The sequence below is a fragment of the Neolewinella litorea genome, from assembly GCF_004803465.1.
GTDB classification, from domain to species: Bacteria; Bacteroidota; Bacteroidia; order Chitinophagales; family Saprospiraceae; genus Neolewinella; species Neolewinella litorea.
The window spans coordinates 39702-57773 of record NZ_SRSF01000003.1; the positions used below are offsets into that span (position 1 = coordinate 39702).

Genomic DNA, 18072 nt, shown 5'->3' on the forward strand with positions numbered 1-18072 from the left:
TTCCGGAATCCTATATTCGTGATCCCGCCGTCTGCACAACCGGTCCGGCCCCCTCCCGGGGGGAAAGGACCCATGGCGGATCAACCCAGTACAGGATTCCGCATGATCTACTTCAGACTGATTTCTCTTTGTCTCTTGGCGGCCACGATCGTGAGCTGTACGTCCGGGCGGCGCGCCGCGTCCGCCGGTGTGAAAACTCCGGAGCGCCCCAACATCATTTTCGTCCTGGCCGACGACCTGGGGTACGGCGACCTGAGCAGCTACGGGCAGGAGCACTTTTCCACCCCGCACATCGACCGGTTGGCAGCCCGTGGCCTGCGCTTCACCCAGCATTATTCGGGCGCAACGGTGTGTGCGCCCTCCCGGTCGGCACTGCTCACCGGACAACACACCGGACACACCTTCATCCGCGGGAACTACGAGGTGCAACCCGAAGGCCAGTACCCGCTGCCCGATAGCATCTTCACGCTCGCCGAATCGCTCAAGGCGGCCGGGTACGTCACCGGCGCTTTCGGAAAGTGGGGATTGGGCTTTCCGGGCTCGGAGGGGGACCCGGTCAGGCAGGGGTTTGATCGCTTTTTCGGCTACAACTGCCAGCGGCTGGGTCACAATTACTACCCGCGCCACTTGTGGTCGGACCGCGATTCCCTGGTGCTTGCAGACAATACCGGATCGCAGACCGGCACCTACGCCCCCGACCTCATCCACGACCAAACACTGGCCTTCCTGGAGGAAAACGCCGACACCACCTTCTTTCTCTACGTGCCCAGTATCATTCCCCACGCCGAACTGATCGCTCCGGATTCCATCCTGGCATCGTTTCGGGGAACCCTGCTTGAGGAAAATTCCTACGCCGGCACCGAACCGGGCGATGAGCGCTACCGCACCGGCGGGTATTCTTCCCAGGAAACGCCGCGCGCCGCCTTTGCAGCCATGGTGCACATTCTCGACCGGCAGGTCGGAGAGATCGTGCGTAAGCTGGAAGAACTGGGAATCGCCGACAATACCCTCATCGTATTCACTTCAGACAACGGTCCGCACCAGGAAGGCGGGGCCGACCCCGATTTTTTCGACAGCAACGGGCCCTTGCGCGGGTACAAGCGCGACCTGTACGAAGGTGGCATCCGCGTACCGATGATCGCCGTCTGGCCAAACCGCATCGCCGCCGGCGGGGTGAGCGACCACGTTTCAGCCTTTTGGGACTTCTTCCCGACCTTTTCAGAACTGGCCGGGGCGCCCGGTCCCGTGCGGCCGGACGGCCTCTCGCTGGTACCCACCCTGCTCGGGGAAGGAAGACAGGCGGAACACGATTACCTCTACTGGGAGGTCCACGAGCGCAACGGCCGGCAGGCGGTGCGCAAGGGCAAGTGGAAGGCCGTACGCTACAACGTGAACGACGTAGGCCTGGAAGGAGGGGTAGAGCTCTACGATCTCAGTACCGACCCGGGTGAGACCGAAGACCTGCAGCTCCAATATCCGGAAGTGGCGGAGGAAATGAAGGAGATCATGCGAGTGGCCCGCACGCCGTCCAGCGTCTTCTCGTTCGCACAAGAAGCCTACCGGGGCGAGTAACCCGCCGGATCTCCAATCGTTTTCTTCAGGGGTTACTTGATCACCAGGTAGTCCGTGAATTCATCGTCCTCGGCTCCCGCGAGGAACCGACCCAGGTTCTCGTCGTTGTTGATCCAGTCCCAACCCTTTTCGAATTCGCTGTACATCTTCGAGGGTACTTCCGATTCGGGAAAGTAAAAGTCGCGCGTCTCCTCGGAGTCGATCAGCCAGATGTAGCCGTACTCGCCTTCGCGTGCCCCGCTGACGGCTTTCAGGAAGATCAGCTTGGAATCGGGCAGGGCATCGGAGCGGGTGGGCGACCAGATTTCACGGATGAATTCCTCGAATTCTTCATTGTCCACGTCGGGCTTGAGCAACAAGTGGTGAAAACCGAAGATGGTTCCCGGCTTCAACCAGTTCTCATTGATGGGTTTTCCCGTCTCGATGATCACGTAGTCGGTCGAAAGCTCTTCATCCACTCGATCGGAAGGGGTGAAGGTAGCCGAAGTGTCGTAGGACAGGCGCAGCAGGAGGTCCCGTTTTTCGTGGACCCCCCGTTCCCCTTTCAGGTAGTGCACCTGACTGTTTTCCGTTGCCTGCAGGTCCTGGAAGGACGGCTCCTCGTCGGTTTTGATGAACTGGAAACTGAGCAGGGCACCCTGTTTCAGCATCAGTTGCTGTTGGGGTTCTTCGTCCATGTTCATGCCCAGGTCCGCCAGGTCGTTCTGCGCGAACACCGCACCCGGCCAGCCGGCGAGCAGTAGAAGAAATAGGACAAACCAGCGCGAAAGGGGATACGTGTTCATAGCAAAGCGTTGAAGGTTTAAGGAAGAGACGCCGGGTTCCGGACCGGTGCCGTGTTCCTTCCTAAGATACCGGTATTGGGCCATACCGCGCAATAGAATACAGTTGTTGTGACAACCTTGGCGCAATTCGCTTCCCTGGGGGCGGCGGAGCGCGGGTCCCGTACGCGTCCGGATAAGCCGTTTTGGAGGGCGCTGACCCGGTGCCTGCCACCGGCCCCGGCATTCCGTGGCCAACCCGGCACCCGCGGTCACGCCCCCGATACTTTTGGGATGAAAGGTTACCCGGCGGGGATTATCCTTCCGCCAAATCAACGGAAAGGGTATCTTGGTCGACCGTTTGGCGCCACGCGCGCCCTACCCCCAATAACCGTTGATCCCGCTGATATGACCTTTTTTGCAATCCATTGCCAGAGCTTTTCAATGCGCGCCCTTATTGGCATGTGCGTATTGGCGACCGGCGTCTTTTCCTGCCAGTCGGAGGGTGCGAATACCGTCGTCGACGACGGCAGTAAGCCCGAAGAGAACCGCTTTACCACCACCATATTGACCGATCCGGGATCACTGGACGAGCCTATGGCCTTCACTTTTCTGAGCGACGACGAACTGATGGTCGTGGAGCGCAAGGGCGGCGTGAAGACCTTCAACGTGGCCGAGCGGGAGATGCAGACCGTGGGGCAAATCCCGGTGAATACGATCTATACCAACAAAGAGGGGCAGTCGCGCCCCGCCGAGGAAGGGCTTATGGGCGTGGCCGCCGACCCCGACTTCGTCGACAACCACTGGGTGTACATGCTCTACGCCCACCCCGAGGAGCCGAAGCACGTGCTGTCGCGCTACGAATTCAACGGTGATTCCCTGCTGCTGGGCACCGAAAAGGTAGTCCTGGAGTACCACGCCCAGCGGGAGGTCTGCTGCCACACAGGCGGCGGCATTACCTTCGACAAGGAGGGTAACCTGTACCTGACCACCGGAAACAACACCGCCAACCCGCCCATCGGCACCTCCAATCTCGACGAGCGCCCCGGCCACGAAACCTCCGACGACCAGCGCACCGCCGGCAATACCAACGACCTGCGCGGCAAGATCCTGCGCATCCACCCGGAAGACGACGGCAGCTACACCATCCCCGAGGGCAACCTCTTTGCCGAAGGCACCGAGGGAGCCCGCCCCGAGATCTACACCATGGGCCACCGCAATCCCTGGCGCGTGAGCGTGGACAGCAAGACCGGCTACATCTACTGGGGCGAGGTGGGCCCCGACGCCTCGGAAGACTCGCGCTACGGCCCCCGCGGCTACGACGAGTTTAACCAGGCCAAATCAGCGGGCTTCCACGGCTGGCCCTACTTCATCGGCGACAACAAGCCCTACACCGATTACGATTACGCTACCGATTCGGTCACCGGAACCTTCGACGTCAACCACGTCGTCAACAACTCGCCCAACAATACCGGCCTGGCCGAGCTACCCACTCCCGTTCCGGCCTTCATCTGGTACCCCTACCGCTACTCGGAGGAGTTTCCACTCATGGGCAGCAGCGGGCGGAGCGCCACTGGCGGACCCATCTTCCGGCAGGAGGACTTCCCGGAATCCGATTTTCGTTTCCCCAGCTACTACGAGGGCAAGTGGCTGATGGTGGAATTCATGCGCGGCTGGATCATGGCCGTCGAGATGGACGAGAACGGTGATTACGTGGGCATGGAACCCTTCCTGCCGGGCGAGAATTTCTCGAGCGCCATCGATATGCAGTTTAGCCCCGACGGACGGCTCTACGTTCTGGAATATGGCTCCGCTTGGTTCCGCGGCAACGAGAATGCCCAAATCAAGCGCATCGAGTACAACGGCGGCAACCGTCCGCCGGTAGTGGTAGCCAGCGCCGACCAGACCGCCGGCGCCCTGCCGCTGACGGTACAACTCTCCTCGGAGGGTACGGTGGATTATGACAAAGACGAACTGGAGTACCGCTGGACGGTGAGCTCCGATAACGGGTTCTCCGAAACCTACGACGAGGCCAACCCGACCGTCACCCTCGACCAGGAAGGCACCTACACGGCGACCCTGGCGGTAACCGACGCGGCCGGCAATTCAGACCAGCAGAGCTTCGAGCTCCTGGCCGGTAACGCACCGCCGGAAGTGGACATCGTGATTGAGGAGGGCAACCGCTCCTTCTTCTTCCCCGGCAGCCGCCTGAAGTACGACATCCGCGTGGCCGATCCCGAGGACGGTTCCCTCGCCGACGGACAGATTTCCGCAGATGCCGTGGCCGTCAACTTTGACTACGCGCCCGAAGGCTACGACCCGATCGAGATCGCGCAGAACCACGTCAGCAGTGACGAATGGGTGATCTACGCCCGCGGCAAGGAACTGATCAACGAAAGCGACTGCCTTTCCTGCCACCGGGAGGACGTATCCTCCGTAGGCCCCAGCTACCAGGCGGTGGCCGAAAAGTACGCCGGTGACCCCAGTATGAAACCCGTGATCGTCAAGCGCATCATCGAAGGCAGCGTAGGCCTCTGGGGCGACCACGCCATGAGTGCCCACCCCGACCTTTCGGAGCGGGATGCCGGAATGATGGTGGACTACATCCTCAGCCTCGATGGTCCGTCGCCCGATCAGCAGTCGGTACCCCTGGCCGGTACCTACGTCACCGAAGTACCCGAACGGCAGAACGGAAAGGGCGGATACCTGCTGCGCGCGGCCTACACGGACCGCGGCACGGGTGACCTGAAGCCCCTGACGGCCGAGAAGATTATCGCCCTGCGCAATCCGGTGCTGGACGTTGAGAATTCGGACAAAACCGAGGGTACCCAGCTGCTTACCACCCCGGGCCGCTCCTTTAACGTGGTGGAAGACGGTGGCTACGTGGCTTACCGTAAGCTGGACCTTACCGGCATCTCCGAAATCGAAATCAAGGCCGAAGCCAGCGGCCGCTCCGGCGCGGCGGGAGGCGTCATTGAGGTGCGCTCCGGTGGGCCGGACGGAGAGCTTCTCGGCTCCACCGAGCAGATCAGCGTTCAGGACATCGACTTCGGGGCGGAACTGGGCAAACTGAAGGCCGAATGGGAAGCCGGTGGTAAGAAAGGCCCGGAGCCCGGCTGGGGTACCGTGCGCGAGAAGTTCCAGCCGCGGTACACCATCCCGATCGACGGAGTGGAGGGACTGCATGACCTGTATTTCGTAGTACGCAACCCGGAAGTAAAACCCGGCCAGATCCTGGTTCAGCTCCAGAGTATCGAATTCAAAAACACTAATCGCCTGTCCCGGTAAAGACTACCACCACGGCACCAACACGTCCATCATGTCATATCCAGAACACTCCCGCCGCAACTTTCTGCGCACTACGACGGCCCTGGCCGGCGGACTCCTCCTCGCCGGGCCGGCCGTACAGGTGGCCCCGGCCATCCTGCGGCGGTACAATAAGCCCGACTCCCGCATCAATGGGGTGCAGATCGGTACCATCACCTACTCCTTCCGCAGCATGCCCGACCAGAGCGCGGAGGCCACCCTCGGATACATCACCGACGCCGGCATCAGCGCGGTGGAACTGATGGGCGACCCCGCCGAGACCTTCGCCGGTGCCCCCGCAAACCCCGTGAGCATGGGCAAGATGTGGGGCATGATGCGCAAGCAACGGGATGGAGAATTGTCCGAGACCGAGCAGGAGGAACTGACCGAAATGCGGGCCCAGATGGAAGCCTACGGCAAGGAAATGGCCGCCTGGCGCAGCCGCGTGGGCATGGAGAAGTTCAAGCAACTCCGGAAGATGTACCAGGACGCGGGCGTGAGCATCTACGCCTTCAAGCCCCGGGCCTTTGGCAAGGACAATACCGACGCCGAGATCAACTGGGGCATGCAGGCCGCCAAGGCCCTCGGTGCCAGCCACGTTACCCTGGAGCACCCCGGCGACGATGCCCACACCCTGAAGCTGGGCAAGATGGCAAAGAAAAACGGCGTGAAGGTCGCCTACCACGGACACGAGCAGCAAACGCCGACCTTTTGGGATACGGCCCTGCAGCAGTCGAAGGGCAACGCCATGAACCTGGACATCGGTCACTACGTGGCCACGGGCGAGGACCCCATCGCCATCCTCAAAGCGCACCACCGCGACATCGCCAGCATGCACCTGAAGGACCGGCAGACGCCCGCCAACGGCAAGGGTAACCTAATGTGGGGGAAGGGGGACACGCCCATCGACCAGGTGCTTACGCTGATGAGCCGGGAGAAATACACCTTCCCCGCCACTGTCGAACTGGAGTACGACATCCCGGAAGGATCCGACGCCGTACAGGAAGTGGCCCGCTGCCTGGAGTACTGCCGCAAGTGCCTGGAAAAAAGCTGATTCCGCGCTAAACGAGTCTGTTTGCGGACCCCGTGCCTGGTTGCCAGGCACGGGGTCCGCTATTTATTGTACGCTGGGGCAAAAATATTTTCTTAACGGGCAATGTCCGAGCATCTGTGTAGTTACATCTATACATCCAGCGGTGCATGGCTAGCGACCGGTGGATTGACTACTGAACCGTCATTTGGCGATCAGTAATGGTGTGGATCTTTCTGCGGTGTAGTGCCAGGGAAGGAAGATTTTATAAGGTTTTAAAGAGACATCGAATGAACACTTGCAACTTACTTGCAGGCCTACTTTTGTGGGCTGCACCCCTGGGGCTTATGGCCCAGGCCCCTTCCACCGATGGCCTTGTCGCCTACTGGAAATTCGACGAAAGCTCAGGTACGACGGCAAACGATACGGCTGGGATTTACAATGCGACCCTTAATTCCGGTGCGTCCTTTGCCCCCGACCAGGGACAGTCCGGTGGTGCCCTGAAGTTAAATGCCCTTACGGGTGGAGCCACCGTCCCCTCCTTCGACCTCAGCGGCAGCGCCATCACCATCTCGGCGTGGGTAAAGGCCAACCCCACTACCAGTGGAGCCAACCGCCGCGTCCTGGGCAAGACCAACCCTGCCAATTCTAACGATTATTCATTCATCCTGAACGTGACAAGCCAGGAAGCAGTGGAGATGAAATTCATGCTGAACGGTTCCACCGCTAACGCCAGTACGCGGGGCCGGGCGATCGTGGAAGGGCAATGGCACCACATAGCGGCAACCTACGATGGGTCGGAAATTGTGATATACGTTGATGGAGCATCGGAAACAACCTCCAAACAGAGCGGAACCCTTGTGAATACAGCCAATATGAAGTTGGGGATCGGAAACCGCCCCCAGGGCGCGGCGTCTGATCACCCCTTTGACGGGTTGATTGATGAGCTGCGGGTCTATGACCGCAGCCTGAGCGCGAGTGAGGTAAGTAACCTGACCACTCCCCAAGCCTACCGCCAGCTGCCGGTAACCTTTCTCTCCTTTCGTGCCGCTGCTACTTCCGCAGGAGTACAACTGGATTGGGCGGTAGCCGACCAACAAGACAATGCCGGGTTTACGGTAGAGCGGTCGAGGGACAGGCAGGAAGGCTTCGGCGACGTCGGCTTCGTTCCGGCCCACCAGTCCGGCGACTATCGTTTCGTGGAATACTCTGCCCCAACCGGTACGTTGTATTACCGCCTGCGGCAGGAAGATTACGACGGGACCATCAGCTACTCCGATCTGGTCACCGTCCGGGGCGAGGAGGCAACGGGATTGTCCATTTTCCCCAATCCGGCTTCCAGCTACGTCACCCTGCGGGGGTCGGGAACCTACCGTATCGTAGACGCAATGGGCCGCCGCGTTGCCACTGGCTCGATTGCAGACCAGCAGTCCATTCCGGTAGCCGATCTGCCGGCGGGAACCTACACCATGCTTTGCGCCGGGGAGCAGGCGCGGTTCGTGAAGCGCTAGACGGTCGGAGCCGTAAAGGGGCGGGGTAGCGCGGGGGCTTGTTTGTGGGTATGGCACCTGCGCTCCGCCGCCAAGAGACAGTCTGGCAAGCGGATAAGGGGAAAGTGCTACATTTCACGTCCTTTCCTTCACCGTTTACCTTTTCTCCCCATGCGAATCCTATTGCTCGTTGTTTGCTGGTTCACCGTAACTGCGGCGGTGGCCCAGGACCGCGGCGTACTCGATTTTGAACTGTCCACCCCCTGGACCGACCGGGTAGACCGCAGCAAGCCCTGGGACGTCTATCCGCGCCCCCAGATGACCCGTGCCGGGTGGACGAACCTCAACGGATCGTGGGACTACGCCATCCGCCCCGTGGCCGAATCGCGGACACCGACACGCTGGGACGGCAAGATACTGGTCCCCTTTGCCGTGGAATCACAGCTCAGCGGGGTTAAAAAATTGGTGGGGGAAGACAACCATCTGTGGTACCGGCGCACCTTCACGCCGCCCCGACTGGCCGACGGCGAAAGACTGCTGCTGCACTTCGGCGCGGTGGACTTTCGCGCGACCGTCTACGTGAACGGCCGGGTGGTCGGTGGCCACGAGGGCGGCTACGTACCCTTCAGCTTTGACGTGACACCATACCTGAAGGGTAGGGGAGCGCAGGAACTCACCGTCCGGGTATGGGATCCCACGGATGCGGGCCTGCAGCCGCGTGGCAAGCAGGTCAACGAACCCGGTGGCATCTTCTACACCCCCGTTACCGGCATCTGGCAGACAGTCTGGCTGGAAGTGGTGCCCGGTGACCACCTCACCGACCTGCGCATCACCCCGAACGTGGATGAGGGGGCGGTGGACGTACAGCTGCTGACCAGCTCCCTGCAGCGCGACCTGACGGCCCGCGTGCGCCTGACCCAGGCGGACGGCCGGGAAGTGTCGGTGCGGGAACTACCGCTGGTAGCCGGAGCCACATCTACGGCGGTGCGCCTGCCGCTGCCGGATGCCCGACTGTGGACGCCCGAGGATCCCTATCTCTATACCCTGGAATTAGTCCTTACCGATAGGAACGGCGGGGTAGTGGACCGGGTGGAAAGCTACGTGGGCATGCGCAAAGTCAGTCTTGGCAAGGACGCCAACGGCCATACCGTCATCCTGCTTAACGACCTGCCCTATTTTCAGTTTGGACCGCTCGACCAGGGATGGTGGCCCGACGGATTGTACACCGCGCCCACGCCGGAAGCCATGGTCTTCGACATCGAGATGACCAAAAAGTGGGGCTTCAACATGCTGCGCAAGCACGTCAAGACCGAACCGGCTACCTTCTACCACGCGTGCGATACCCTGGGCGTGCTCGTATGGCAGGATATGCCCAGCGGCTATATCCACGACAGCACTTTCGTGGCCCCCGAGGCCGTCCGCGACGCCCGACAGCCCCTGGCCGACCGCCTTCACTTCGAGCGGGAATACCGGGAAATGATCGACGCCCTGTACAACTTCCCGAGCATCGTCTTCTGGGTGCCGTTCAACGAGGGGTGGGGGCAGTACGATACCGAGCGCATTGCCGACTGGACGCGCGCTTACGACCCTACGCGCCTGGTCGACGCTCCGAGCGGCTGGACCGACCGCGGCGCGGGCGACGTCTACGACGCCCACCTCTATCCGGGGCCCGGCATGGAGGCACCCGAGGAAGACCGTGCTTCGGTGCTCGGTGAGTTCGGCGGCCTCGGCCTGGTGGTGCCCGAGCACCTCTGGTGGGACAAGCGCAACTGGGGCTACCAAAGCTACACCAATCAGGAGGAGCTAAATGCCGGCTTCCGCTCCCTCATCGAGGCCCTTTACGGATTGCGCGCCCGGGGGCTCGCCGCGGCCATCTACACCCAGACCACCGACGTCGAAGGTGAGGTGAACGGACTGATGACCTACGACCGTGAGGTGATGAAACTGGACACCGCCCTTTCCCCTGCACTGTTTGCTCCCCTTTACGCCCCGGCCCCGCGCAACCGTACCCTGCTCCCGACTTCGGAAACGGAGCCGCAACTGTGGCGGATGGCCACCGCTTCCGGGGAAGACCTGCTGGTCGAAGGGCGGCTGCCGGCGCAGGAGCCGGTGCGCCGCGTCAATGGTCCCTTTGCTACCCACGCCGACTTCTTCCAGCCCAAAGGCACTCAGTGGAAGGCGGATGAATACCTGTACCTCATCCGCAGTTTTCGCGTCGACCAACTTCCCGAACACCTCTTCGCGGAATTTTATAATCAGCGGGTGGATTTCCTGGTCTACCTGAATGGTGAGGTCCTGCTGGACGTGAAAGCCGGTGGCGGCGGATTCGGCCACTACAACGTGCGGCGGATCGACGAAGGCCTCGACCAGCTCCGGCAAGGAGAAAATACCGTGACCATACGGGTAAACCGGGCGGGCGACGCCGAGCATTTGTCTTTCGACTTCGGCTTATTCGGCACGGAGACCACCGGCGGCCGGTAAATCGCTACTTCGGCAGGTCGTTGTACACCCGGGCTTCGGGGGGCATGGCGAAAAAGTCATCTCCGAGTTCGGGGCGGAAAGCGTAGTCCGTTACCTGGATGTCGGTGACCTTCTCACCGGGGTTTCCCTCGTTCCAGTAGTGGGTGTCGTAGCCAGTGGGCAGGGTGATGCCGTCGACCTTGGTCTTGCCGGTGATCTTCATCAGTTTCTCGGGCGTCTGTCCGCCGTCGGGGAAGTAGCCGGGGTAGGAAACGATGTACCGCAGCGCGTCGAGCTGGCCGGTGTCGGGGTTCAGGTAAAGGACGTAATAATCCTGGTCAGCGTCACCCGTCCCTTCGTCGTAGGTCACCTTCACCATGTCGTAGGTGGTGCCGTCCATTTCCTGGGCGGGAAGCGCTTCAAAACGGATGCCTTCGTCGGCCAGTACAAAGGGCAGTCCCACGAAATAGTAGGGCGTCAGCGACCAGAATCGCGGGCTCATCCCGTCCACGCGCTCACCGGTCATCGACCAGGCCTGCTCCCCGTCGAAGCCGTACCGCTGGGTGGTGTCGGTGGCCAGCAGGTGAACGGCCCGGCTGTTGCGGTAGTCGTTGTAGGCCAGTGTGTTGCGCGGTGATCCATCATCCAGCGGCTGGTAATTGAAGTGGAAGTAAAGCGGGCTGTTGGCGTACCAGGCCTCGAGTCCGCCGTGCGCTTCAATGGCGCGTAATACCTGTTGCGCCGGAGCGCTGGTGCCGAGGCGTTCATAGGCCGCCGCGATGCGGTCGGCGAAGGGCTCCGTGGTAGGTTGCGTTGTCGTTTCCTCTTTGGGGCCGGTTGTGTCGGTGGTGCATGCCGTCAGTAAGAGGAGGGCGAGCAGAGCGAGGTAGTGCATATGGTTGGGCTTTGGTGGAGGACGTTTGGCGCGGCGGATGGTTCAGGGGGGCTGTCAGACGTCGGATCGGACGTCTGTCAAAATGACAGACGTCCGACGTCTGACAAGTTGTCCCCACCCTCAACCCTTCACCCCGTCGGCTTGTCTTTATCCATCATGCGCGTCGCCTTACTCTTCCTGCTGGCCCTTCAGATGACCTTCCTGGCACTGGCGCCGTGCGGAGACCTGCTCAGCGGTGCCGAATGCGGAGATCCAGTGGAACGCTCCGATCACGAATCGCCGGATCACGACGACGATTGCACTCCCTTTTGCTGCTGCTCTTGCTGCGGTATGCTGGCCGAAGCTCCCCCCGCCCTGGCCGTACTGGAAGAAGCTCTACCGATACCGCCCGCGGGAAGCACCCATCCTGTCTGCAGTCCCGACTGGAAGACCATCGTGCCTACGACCGGACTCGGTCCGCCCCCCCGCGCTTAGCTTCGCCGCTTTCTTTTTCCCGGTTTAGCTAAGTCTCCCTTACATGTTTGATGCTATTATCGCCTATTCCGTACGGAATAAGCTGTTGGTCGGACTCTTCGTCTTGGCCCTGATCGGCTGGGGTATTTTCTCCCTGCGCCAGATCCCCATCGATGCCGTCCCGGACATCACCAACAACCAGGTGCAGGTCATTACCACTTCGCCGACGCTGGCCACCCAGGAGGTGGAGCAATTTATCACCACCCCCGTCGAACTGGCCCTGCAGAACCTCCAGGACCTGGTGGAGATCCGCTCGATCTCGCGCTTCGGACTCTCGGTGGTCACCGTGGTCTTCGAGGAGGATACCGACATCTACCTCGCCCGGCAACTCGTGGGCGAGCACCTGCGCGAGGCGACGGAGGACATTCCCCCCGGCCTGGGGCAGCCTACGCTGGCACCCATCTCCACCGGACTGGGGGAGATTTACCAGTACGTGCTGCGGCCCGGGGCGGGGTATGAGGACAGGTACTCACCTACCGAATTGCGCAGCATGCAGGACTGGATCGTGAGCCGCCAACTCTCGGGGATCGAGGGCGTGGTCGAAGTTAACAGCATGGGCGGTCACCTCAAACAGTACGAGGTAGCCGTGGATCCCGACCAGCTGAAGGCCATGTCCGTGACCATCGGCGACATCCTCACCGCCCTCGAGAACAGCAACGAAAACACGGGCGGGGCCTACATCGAGAAGAGCCCCCGCACCTACTACATCCGCACCAACGGCATCGCCCGCACCCTGGACGACATCCGCCAGATCGTGGTGGCCGTGCGCGGCGGGCGGCCGATCCTGGTTCGCGACGTCGGCACGGTTGGCTTCGGTGCCGCCCCCCGTTACGGAGCCCTGGTACGCAACGGAGAGGAAGTCGTCGGCGGCCGCGTCATGATGCTCCGGGGCGCCAATTCCGCGGCCGTCACGCAGCGGGTCCGCGAGCGGGTAGAGCAGGTCAACCGGTCGCTGCCCGAAGGCGTCACCGTCGAGCCTTATTTGGTCCGCGACAAGCTCGTCTCCACCGCCGTGCGCACCGTAGCCACTAACCTGATCGAGGGGGGACTCATCGTAGTATTCATCCTGGTGCTGCTGCTGGGCAACTGGCGCGCCGGCCTGGTGGTGGCCTCCGTCATTCCCCTGGCGATGCTGTTCGCCATTTCAATGATGAACCTGCTGGGCATCTCCGCCAACCTGATGAGCCTGGGGGCCATCGATTTCGGGCTGATCGTCGACGGGGCGGTCATTATCGTGGAAGCCATCGTGCACCGGCTGGGCACCCGCTTCGCCGGTCAGCGCCTCACGCCCGTTCAAATGGACGAGGAGGTCACCACCGCCGCCGTGCGCATCCGGAGTTCGGCCGCCTTCGGGGAGATCATCATCCTGCTGGTCTACCTGCCCATCCTCGCCCTGGTGGGGATCGAGGGCAAGATGTTCCGTCCGATGGCCCAGACCGTCATGCTGGCCATCGCCGGCGCCCTGATCCTCTCCCTCACCTACGTTCCGGCGGTTTCGGCCCTGGTGCTGAGCAAGCACATCAACCCCCGGCGCACCGTTGCCGACCGGATCATCGCGTTCTGTCAGCGCCTCTACGCTCCTGTGCTGCGCGCCGCCCTGCGCTGGCAAGGGCTTATGGTAGCAACCGCTACCGTGCTATTCCTGCTTAGCCTCTGGCAGTTCACCCGCCTCGGGGGAGAGTTCATTCCCACCCTGGAGGAGGGCGACCTGGCCATGCAGCAGATCCTGCCGCCGGGCACCTCCCTTTCGGAAAGCGTGGAGATTACCCGCAAGGTCCAGCGCCGCATCCTGGAGAAGATCCCGGAAGTGACCGACGTGGTCACCGCCATCGGTTCGGCCGAGATCCCCACCGACCCGATGCCGGTCGAAATTGGCGACTACACGCTGGTGATGGAGGACCGCGACGACTGGGAAACGGCCGACGACCGGCAGGGGATGTTCGAGGCCATCGAGGAGGCGCTGGAGGTATTTCCCGGAGTCGGACTGGAATTTTCCCAGCCCATCCAGCTGCGCTTCAACGAACTCATGACCGGCACCAAGGCCGACATCGCCATCAAACTGTACGGGCCCGACCTCGACCTGGCCTACCGCAAGGCGCGGGAAGCCGAGGGGATCATCGCCGGCCTGTCAGGCGCGGCCAGCGTGACCGTGGAGCAGACCACCGGCATGCCCCAGATCGTCGTCGACTTCGACTACGGTAAACTGGCCCAGTACGGCCTGCGCGTCCGCGACGTAAACCGCGTCATCGAAGCCGCCTTCGCCGGCACCTCCGCCGGCACCGTGTACGAGAATGAGCGGCGGTTCGACCTGACGGTTCGCCTGCAGGAAGCCAACCGCACCGGCCTGCAGGACGTAGCCAACCTCTACATTCCGGTGCCGAGCGGCGGGCAGGTGCCCCTGCGCGAGGTGGCGATGGTAAGGCTCATCGACGCCCCCATGCAAATCAGTCGCGAAAACACCAACCGCCGTACTGTGATCGGGGTCAACGTAGGGGATACCGACGTGGAAAACCTGGTCAAGGATATTCGCCAGGCCCTCGACGAACAGCTGCAGTTGCCGGCGGGCTACTACCTCACCTACGGCGGACAATTCGAGAACCTGCAGGCGGCGAGCGCCCGACTGGCCGTAGCGGTACCCGTGGCGCTGGCGCTGATCTTCGTCTTGCTGTACTTCACCTTCGGTAGCCTGTCGCAGGCCCTGCTCATATTCGTGGCCATTCCCCTTTCGGCCATCGGCGGCGTGTGGGCCCTGGAAGTGCGCGGCATGCCCTTCAGCATCTCGGCGGGGATCGGATTCATCGCCCTCTTCGGCGTGGCGGTACTGAACGGGATTGTGCTGGTGGGCTACTTCAACCAATTGAAGGAGGAGGGTTGGACCGACGTGCGCGACCGCATTGTGGAGGGTACGCGCGTTCGTCTGCGACCGGTCATCATGACGGCCGCGGTGGCCTCGCTCGGATTTCTGCCGATGGCCCTGTCCAATTCGGGCGGCGCGGAGGTCCAGCGTCCACTGGCTACGGTCGTCATCGGGGGGCTCATTACCGCCACTTTCCTCACGCTGGTGATCCTGCCGATCGGCTATTCCTGGCTGGAGCGGTGGCAGACGCGGCGCTCCGACCGCAAGCGGGCGTTGCTGGTGCTGCTCCCCCTGTTTCTCCTTCCCCTGGGCGGCAGCGCGCAGGTGCAAAGGGTTTCCGTGGAGAAGGCCGTATCGGTGGTACTGGGCACGCATCCAGAGTTGCGGGCCGCCGATCAACGCCTGGACCGCAACCGGAGTCTGCTCGACCTGCCCTACGCGCCGGGCACGACCGACCTGAGCTACAACGGCGATGGCTTGTTCCGTGAAAACAACCAGCGCGTCAGTCAGCTCTCACTCATCCAACGCTTCGATCACCCCGGGGCGGTACGGGCCGCCAACGCCGTGCAGGAAGCCGTCGTAGCGGGTGACCTGGCCGCGCGCGATCTGACCGCGGCGGAACTCCGACTTTCGGTCCGTACCCTCTACGGCCGGCTGCAGTACCACGAGTCATTGGAGCGCCACTTCGGGCGGTTGCTGGATACGTACGACGAGTTCTACCGTATCGCGCAGTCGCGCGCATCCGCCGGCGCGGCCGGGCGATTGGAGGATCTGCGAATCGAGGCCGAACGGGAAGTTATCCGCCAGCGGGAAGCGGCAAACGCGGTGGCCATGGAGGGCCTCAAGCGACAGCTCAGTCTGCTGGCCGGGGGTGCGACCCTCTTGCCCGCGGATACCCTGCGTTTGGTGGAGCCACCCGGCAACGAGCCGCCGGAAAATCCCGCCGTGGCCCTGGCCCGGCAACGGGTCGTCCAGCGCCAGGCCGAAGTGGGCGTAGTGGCCGCAGAAACCCTGCCTACTTTCCGCCTCGGGTACTCCGGGCAGCAGTTTACCCAGGGGGGCTATCTGAGCGGGCTGGAAGCGGGCATTACCCTGCAATTGTTCACCGCCCCCACCCAGCGCCGCGTCCAGGCCCGGCAAATCGACGTCGAGCAGGCCGAAAGCGATTTGGCGTCCACCCGTCTGGCCTACGCCCGGGAGCTGGCCCGCCTGCAGACGGACATCCGGCAATCGGCCACCAACGTGAACCGCTTCCGCGAACGGGCCGAAGGGGTGATCGCCGAACTCATCCGCGTTACCCGGTTGAGCTACCGCGCCGGCGAGCTCGGCTATCTGGAGGTGCTCGACGCCCTCGAAACCCTGGCCGAAACCCGCCAAAACATCCTTGAAGAAACCCTGAACCACAACCTCGCCCTCTACCGCCTTCAATACCTACGCAATGAATAATCCCGGCCATCCCCATCCCCTTACGGCGGGAACTCCGTACCGGTCCCTGCTGGCCCTGCTTTTAGCACTTTCGCTCGGCACCTGCGCGCCGGCGCCCGAGCCCCCTGCGGAAAACGAGGTGGAACACCACGACGACGGGCACCGCGATGAAGAGGAGCACGCCGAGGGCATCCACCTGACGGCCGAGCAGCTTGACGCCATGGACATCCGCTTCGGGGAGCCGCGCCAACTGAAACTCAACGACTACCTCACTGCCACCGGCACCCTGGGCCTGCCGCCGAACGGTTACGCCGCGGTGAGCGCCCGCGCCTCGGGTTTCGTGCGCGACGTGGCGAACTACGTGGAAGGCGACTACGTCAAACGCGGGGCGCTCCTGGGCTACCTGGAAAATCCCGACTTCATCGACTTGCAACAGCGCTACCTAGAAGTGCAGGCCGAACTGGCCTTTGCCGAACTGGAACTGGCGCGGCAGGAGCAACTCTTCGCCGACTCGGCGGGCGTGCTGAGGAACGTGCAGCGATTGCAATCGGAAGTGGACGTCCGCCGGGCCACCCTCTCCGGGCTGGCGCAGCGGCTGGCATACCTGGGAATCCGGGCCGGTGACCTCAATCCGGAAACGATCACGCAGCGCATCTCGCTGGTCGCGCCCCGCGCGGGCTACATTACCTCTATCGTGCTGCACGACGGGCTCTTCGTGGAGCCGCGCACCGAACTGATGGAACTGATCGATGAGGATCACCTGCACCTGGAACTGGACGTTTTCGAACGTGACATCAGCCGGGTGGAGGTAGGGCAGCGGGTCACCTACCGCATCCCCTCCGTGAGCGGGGAAGTCTACGAAGCGGAGGTACACGTGGTTGGTAAGGACTTCAACGACGAGAACAAGACAGTGCGGGTGCACGCCCACTTGCGGGGGCAGCAGCCGCCCTTCATCCGCGACCGCTTTGCCGAGGCCCGTATCTGGCTGGAGGACGGTACGGTGAGTGCCCTGCCGGAATCGGCGATCGTGCGGGAAGGGGAACTGCACTATGTATATGCCGCGCCGCCCGGGGCGGGGGAGGAGGAGGGCGAGATTGCCTTCACCCCGTTGCGGGTGAACCCCGGCGTGAGCGAGGATGGCTTCACGGCGGTGCGCTTTATTGATTCCTTGCCGCGGGGCTTCCGGCTCGTCACCGAGAACGCCTACTTCGTCCAGGCGCAGGGCATGGCCGAGGAGCTGGGGCACGAGCACTGATTTTTTGGCAGACGTCGGACGTCTGCAATTTTGACAGACGTCCGACGTCTGCTAAATTGGCAGAAAAGCCGATACCATGCCCGATACGCCACACACCCGTCCCATTACCGAAGATGATTTCGGGCCCTCCTTTTACGACTATGAGTCCGAATTGCGGGAAATGGCCGTGGAAATAGGTAACGAGCTCCAGCGCAACGAGCCGGAGAAGCCGCGATCGGAAATCGTACGAACTGCCTTACAACGGGCCCGCCGGTGGTGGCTCGACCGCGCAGGATGAAGGTGAAGAACCGTCGGTGCTTCTGACTATCAATTCTATTTGGTAGCGAATAATTACATATCTGTTAACGGCGTAGGCCACGGTAATGGGATGCGTCACTTTGCCATCACCTGAGGTTGAAGGGGCAGTATCAACTGGCTTCGGTGGGCCTCGTCGTGACTTCGAAGCCTGCCACGTCGGACGTCTGACAGCATGTCAGACGTCCGACGTGGCAGGCCAAACTACCTTCGC

Annotated in this window: 11 protein-coding genes; 9 read left to right on the forward strand and 2 right to left on the reverse strand. The window is 62.3% G+C overall.

The features are described 5' to 3' along the window. Positions 1-102: 102 nt before the first annotated feature. A complete protein-coding gene (locus tag E4021_RS08520; protein ID WP_136458366.1) occupies positions 103-1572 on the forward strand; it encodes an arylsulfatase in 1470 nt (489 codons plus the stop codon). Between the two features lie 32 nt (positions 1573-1604). Here the strand turns inward: E4021_RS08520 and E4021_RS08525 are convergent, their stop codons facing one another. Beyond that, positions 1605-2357 (reverse strand): hypothetical protein, encoded by a 753-nt coding sequence (locus E4021_RS08525; RefSeq protein WP_136458368.1) that lies wholly within the window; start codon positions 2355-2357, stop codon positions 1605-1607. A gap of 420 nt (positions 2358-2777) precedes the next feature. On the opposite strand from E4021_RS08525, the gene E4021_RS08530 reads away from it, so the two are divergent. The 4 genes from E4021_RS08530 to E4021_RS08545 all read left to right on the forward strand — a co-directional run bounded on the left by E4021_RS08530 (position 2778) and on the right by E4021_RS08545 (position 10640). Further along, on the forward strand, positions 2778-5621 hold the full coding sequence (locus E4021_RS08530; RefSeq protein ID WP_136458370.1) for a PQQ-dependent sugar dehydrogenase: 2844 nt from the start codon (positions 2778-2780) through the stop codon (positions 5619-5621). A 31-nt stretch (positions 5622-5652) separates the two neighbouring features. Further along, positions 5653-6693: a sugar phosphate isomerase/epimerase family protein gene (locus tag E4021_RS08535; RefSeq protein ID WP_136458372.1), complete on the forward strand. Its 1041-nt coding sequence runs from the start codon at positions 5653-5655 to the stop codon at positions 6691-6693. Between the two features lie 323 nt (positions 6694-7016). Continuing rightward, positions 7017-8180 (forward strand): LamG-like jellyroll fold domain-containing protein, encoded by a 1164-nt coding sequence (locus tag E4021_RS08540; RefSeq protein ID WP_168797531.1) that lies wholly within the window; start codon positions 7017-7019, stop codon positions 8178-8180. 150 nt (positions 8181-8330) lie between these two features. After that, the gene (locus tag E4021_RS08545) at positions 8331-10640 is read left to right on the forward strand and encodes a glycoside hydrolase family 2 protein (RefSeq protein ID WP_136458376.1); all 2310 of its coding nucleotides are present in this window, start codon (positions 8331-8333) and stop codon (positions 10638-10640) included. Positions 10641-10644: 4 nt separating this feature from the next. Here E4021_RS08545 and E4021_RS08550 read toward each other — a convergent pair whose 3' ends face one another. Then, the gene (locus E4021_RS08550) at positions 10645-11514 is read right to left on the reverse strand and encodes a DUF6503 family protein (RefSeq protein ID WP_136458378.1); all 870 of its coding nucleotides are present in this window, start codon (positions 11512-11514) and stop codon (positions 10645-10647) included. A gap of 156 nt (positions 11515-11670) precedes the next feature. On the opposite strand from E4021_RS08550, the gene E4021_RS08555 reads away from it, so the two are divergent. The 4 genes from E4021_RS08555 to E4021_RS08570 all read left to right on the forward strand — a co-directional run bounded on the left by E4021_RS08555 (position 11671) and on the right by E4021_RS08570 (position 17841). Continuing rightward, positions 11671-11988: a hypothetical protein gene (locus tag E4021_RS08555; RefSeq protein WP_136458380.1), complete on the forward strand. Its 318-nt coding sequence runs from the start codon at positions 11671-11673 to the stop codon at positions 11986-11988. 43 nt (positions 11989-12031) lie between these two features. Beyond that, a complete protein-coding gene (locus tag E4021_RS08560) occupies positions 12032-16330 on the forward strand; it encodes a CusA/CzcA family heavy metal efflux RND transporter (RefSeq protein ID WP_136458382.1) in 4299 nt (1432 codons plus the stop codon). After that, on the forward strand, positions 16323-17564 hold the full coding sequence (locus E4021_RS08565) for an efflux RND transporter periplasmic adaptor subunit (protein ID WP_136458384.1): 1242 nt from the start codon (positions 16323-16325) through the stop codon (positions 17562-17564). Before E4021_RS08560 ends, E4021_RS08565 begins: the two co-directional genes overlap by 8 nt. 76 nt (positions 17565-17640) lie before the next feature. Further along, entirely contained in the window at positions 17641-17841 is a 201-nt protein-coding gene (locus E4021_RS08570) for a hypothetical protein (RefSeq protein ID WP_136458386.1), read from the forward strand. Positions 17842-18072 lie beyond the last annotated feature (231 nt).

Excerpts from the sequence above, each read along its gene's own strand:
- E4021_RS08545 (WP_136458376.1), top strand. The coding sequence starts at position 8,331 with ATGCGAATCCTATTGCTCGTTGTTTGCTGGTTCACCGTAACTGCGGCG.
- E4021_RS08570 (WP_136458386.1), top strand. The coding sequence starts at position 17,641 with ATGCCCGATACGCCACACACCCGTCCCATTACCGAAGATGATTTCGGG.
- E4021_RS08565 (WP_136458384.1), top strand. The coding sequence starts at position 16,323 with ATGAATAATCCCGGCCATCCCCATCCCCTTACGGCGGGAACTCCGTAC.
- E4021_RS08540 (WP_168797531.1), top strand. The coding sequence starts at position 7,017 with ATGGCCCAGGCCCCTTCCACCGATGGCCTTGTCGCCTACTGGAAATTC.
- E4021_RS08550 (WP_136458378.1), bottom strand. The coding sequence starts at position 11,514 with ATGCACTACCTCGCTCTGCTCGCCCTCCTCTTACTGACGGCATGCACC.
- E4021_RS08560 (WP_136458382.1), top strand. The coding sequence starts at position 12,032 with ATGTTTGATGCTATTATCGCCTATTCCGTACGGAATAAGCTGTTGGTC.
- E4021_RS08555 (WP_136458380.1), top strand. The coding sequence starts at position 11,671 with ATGCGCGTCGCCTTACTCTTCCTGCTGGCCCTTCAGATGACCTTCCTG.
- E4021_RS08530 (WP_136458370.1), top strand. The coding sequence starts at position 2,778 with ATGCGCGCCCTTATTGGCATGTGCGTATTGGCGACCGGCGTCTTTTCC.
- E4021_RS08525 (WP_136458368.1), bottom strand. The coding sequence starts at position 2,357 with ATGAACACGTATCCCCTTTCGCGCTGGTTTGTCCTATTTCTTCTACTG.
- E4021_RS08520 (WP_136458366.1), top strand. The coding sequence starts at position 103 with ATGATCTACTTCAGACTGATTTCTCTTTGTCTCTTGGCGGCCACGATC.
- E4021_RS08535 (WP_136458372.1), top strand. The coding sequence starts at position 5,653 with ATGTCATATCCAGAACACTCCCGCCGCAACTTTCTGCGCACTACGACG.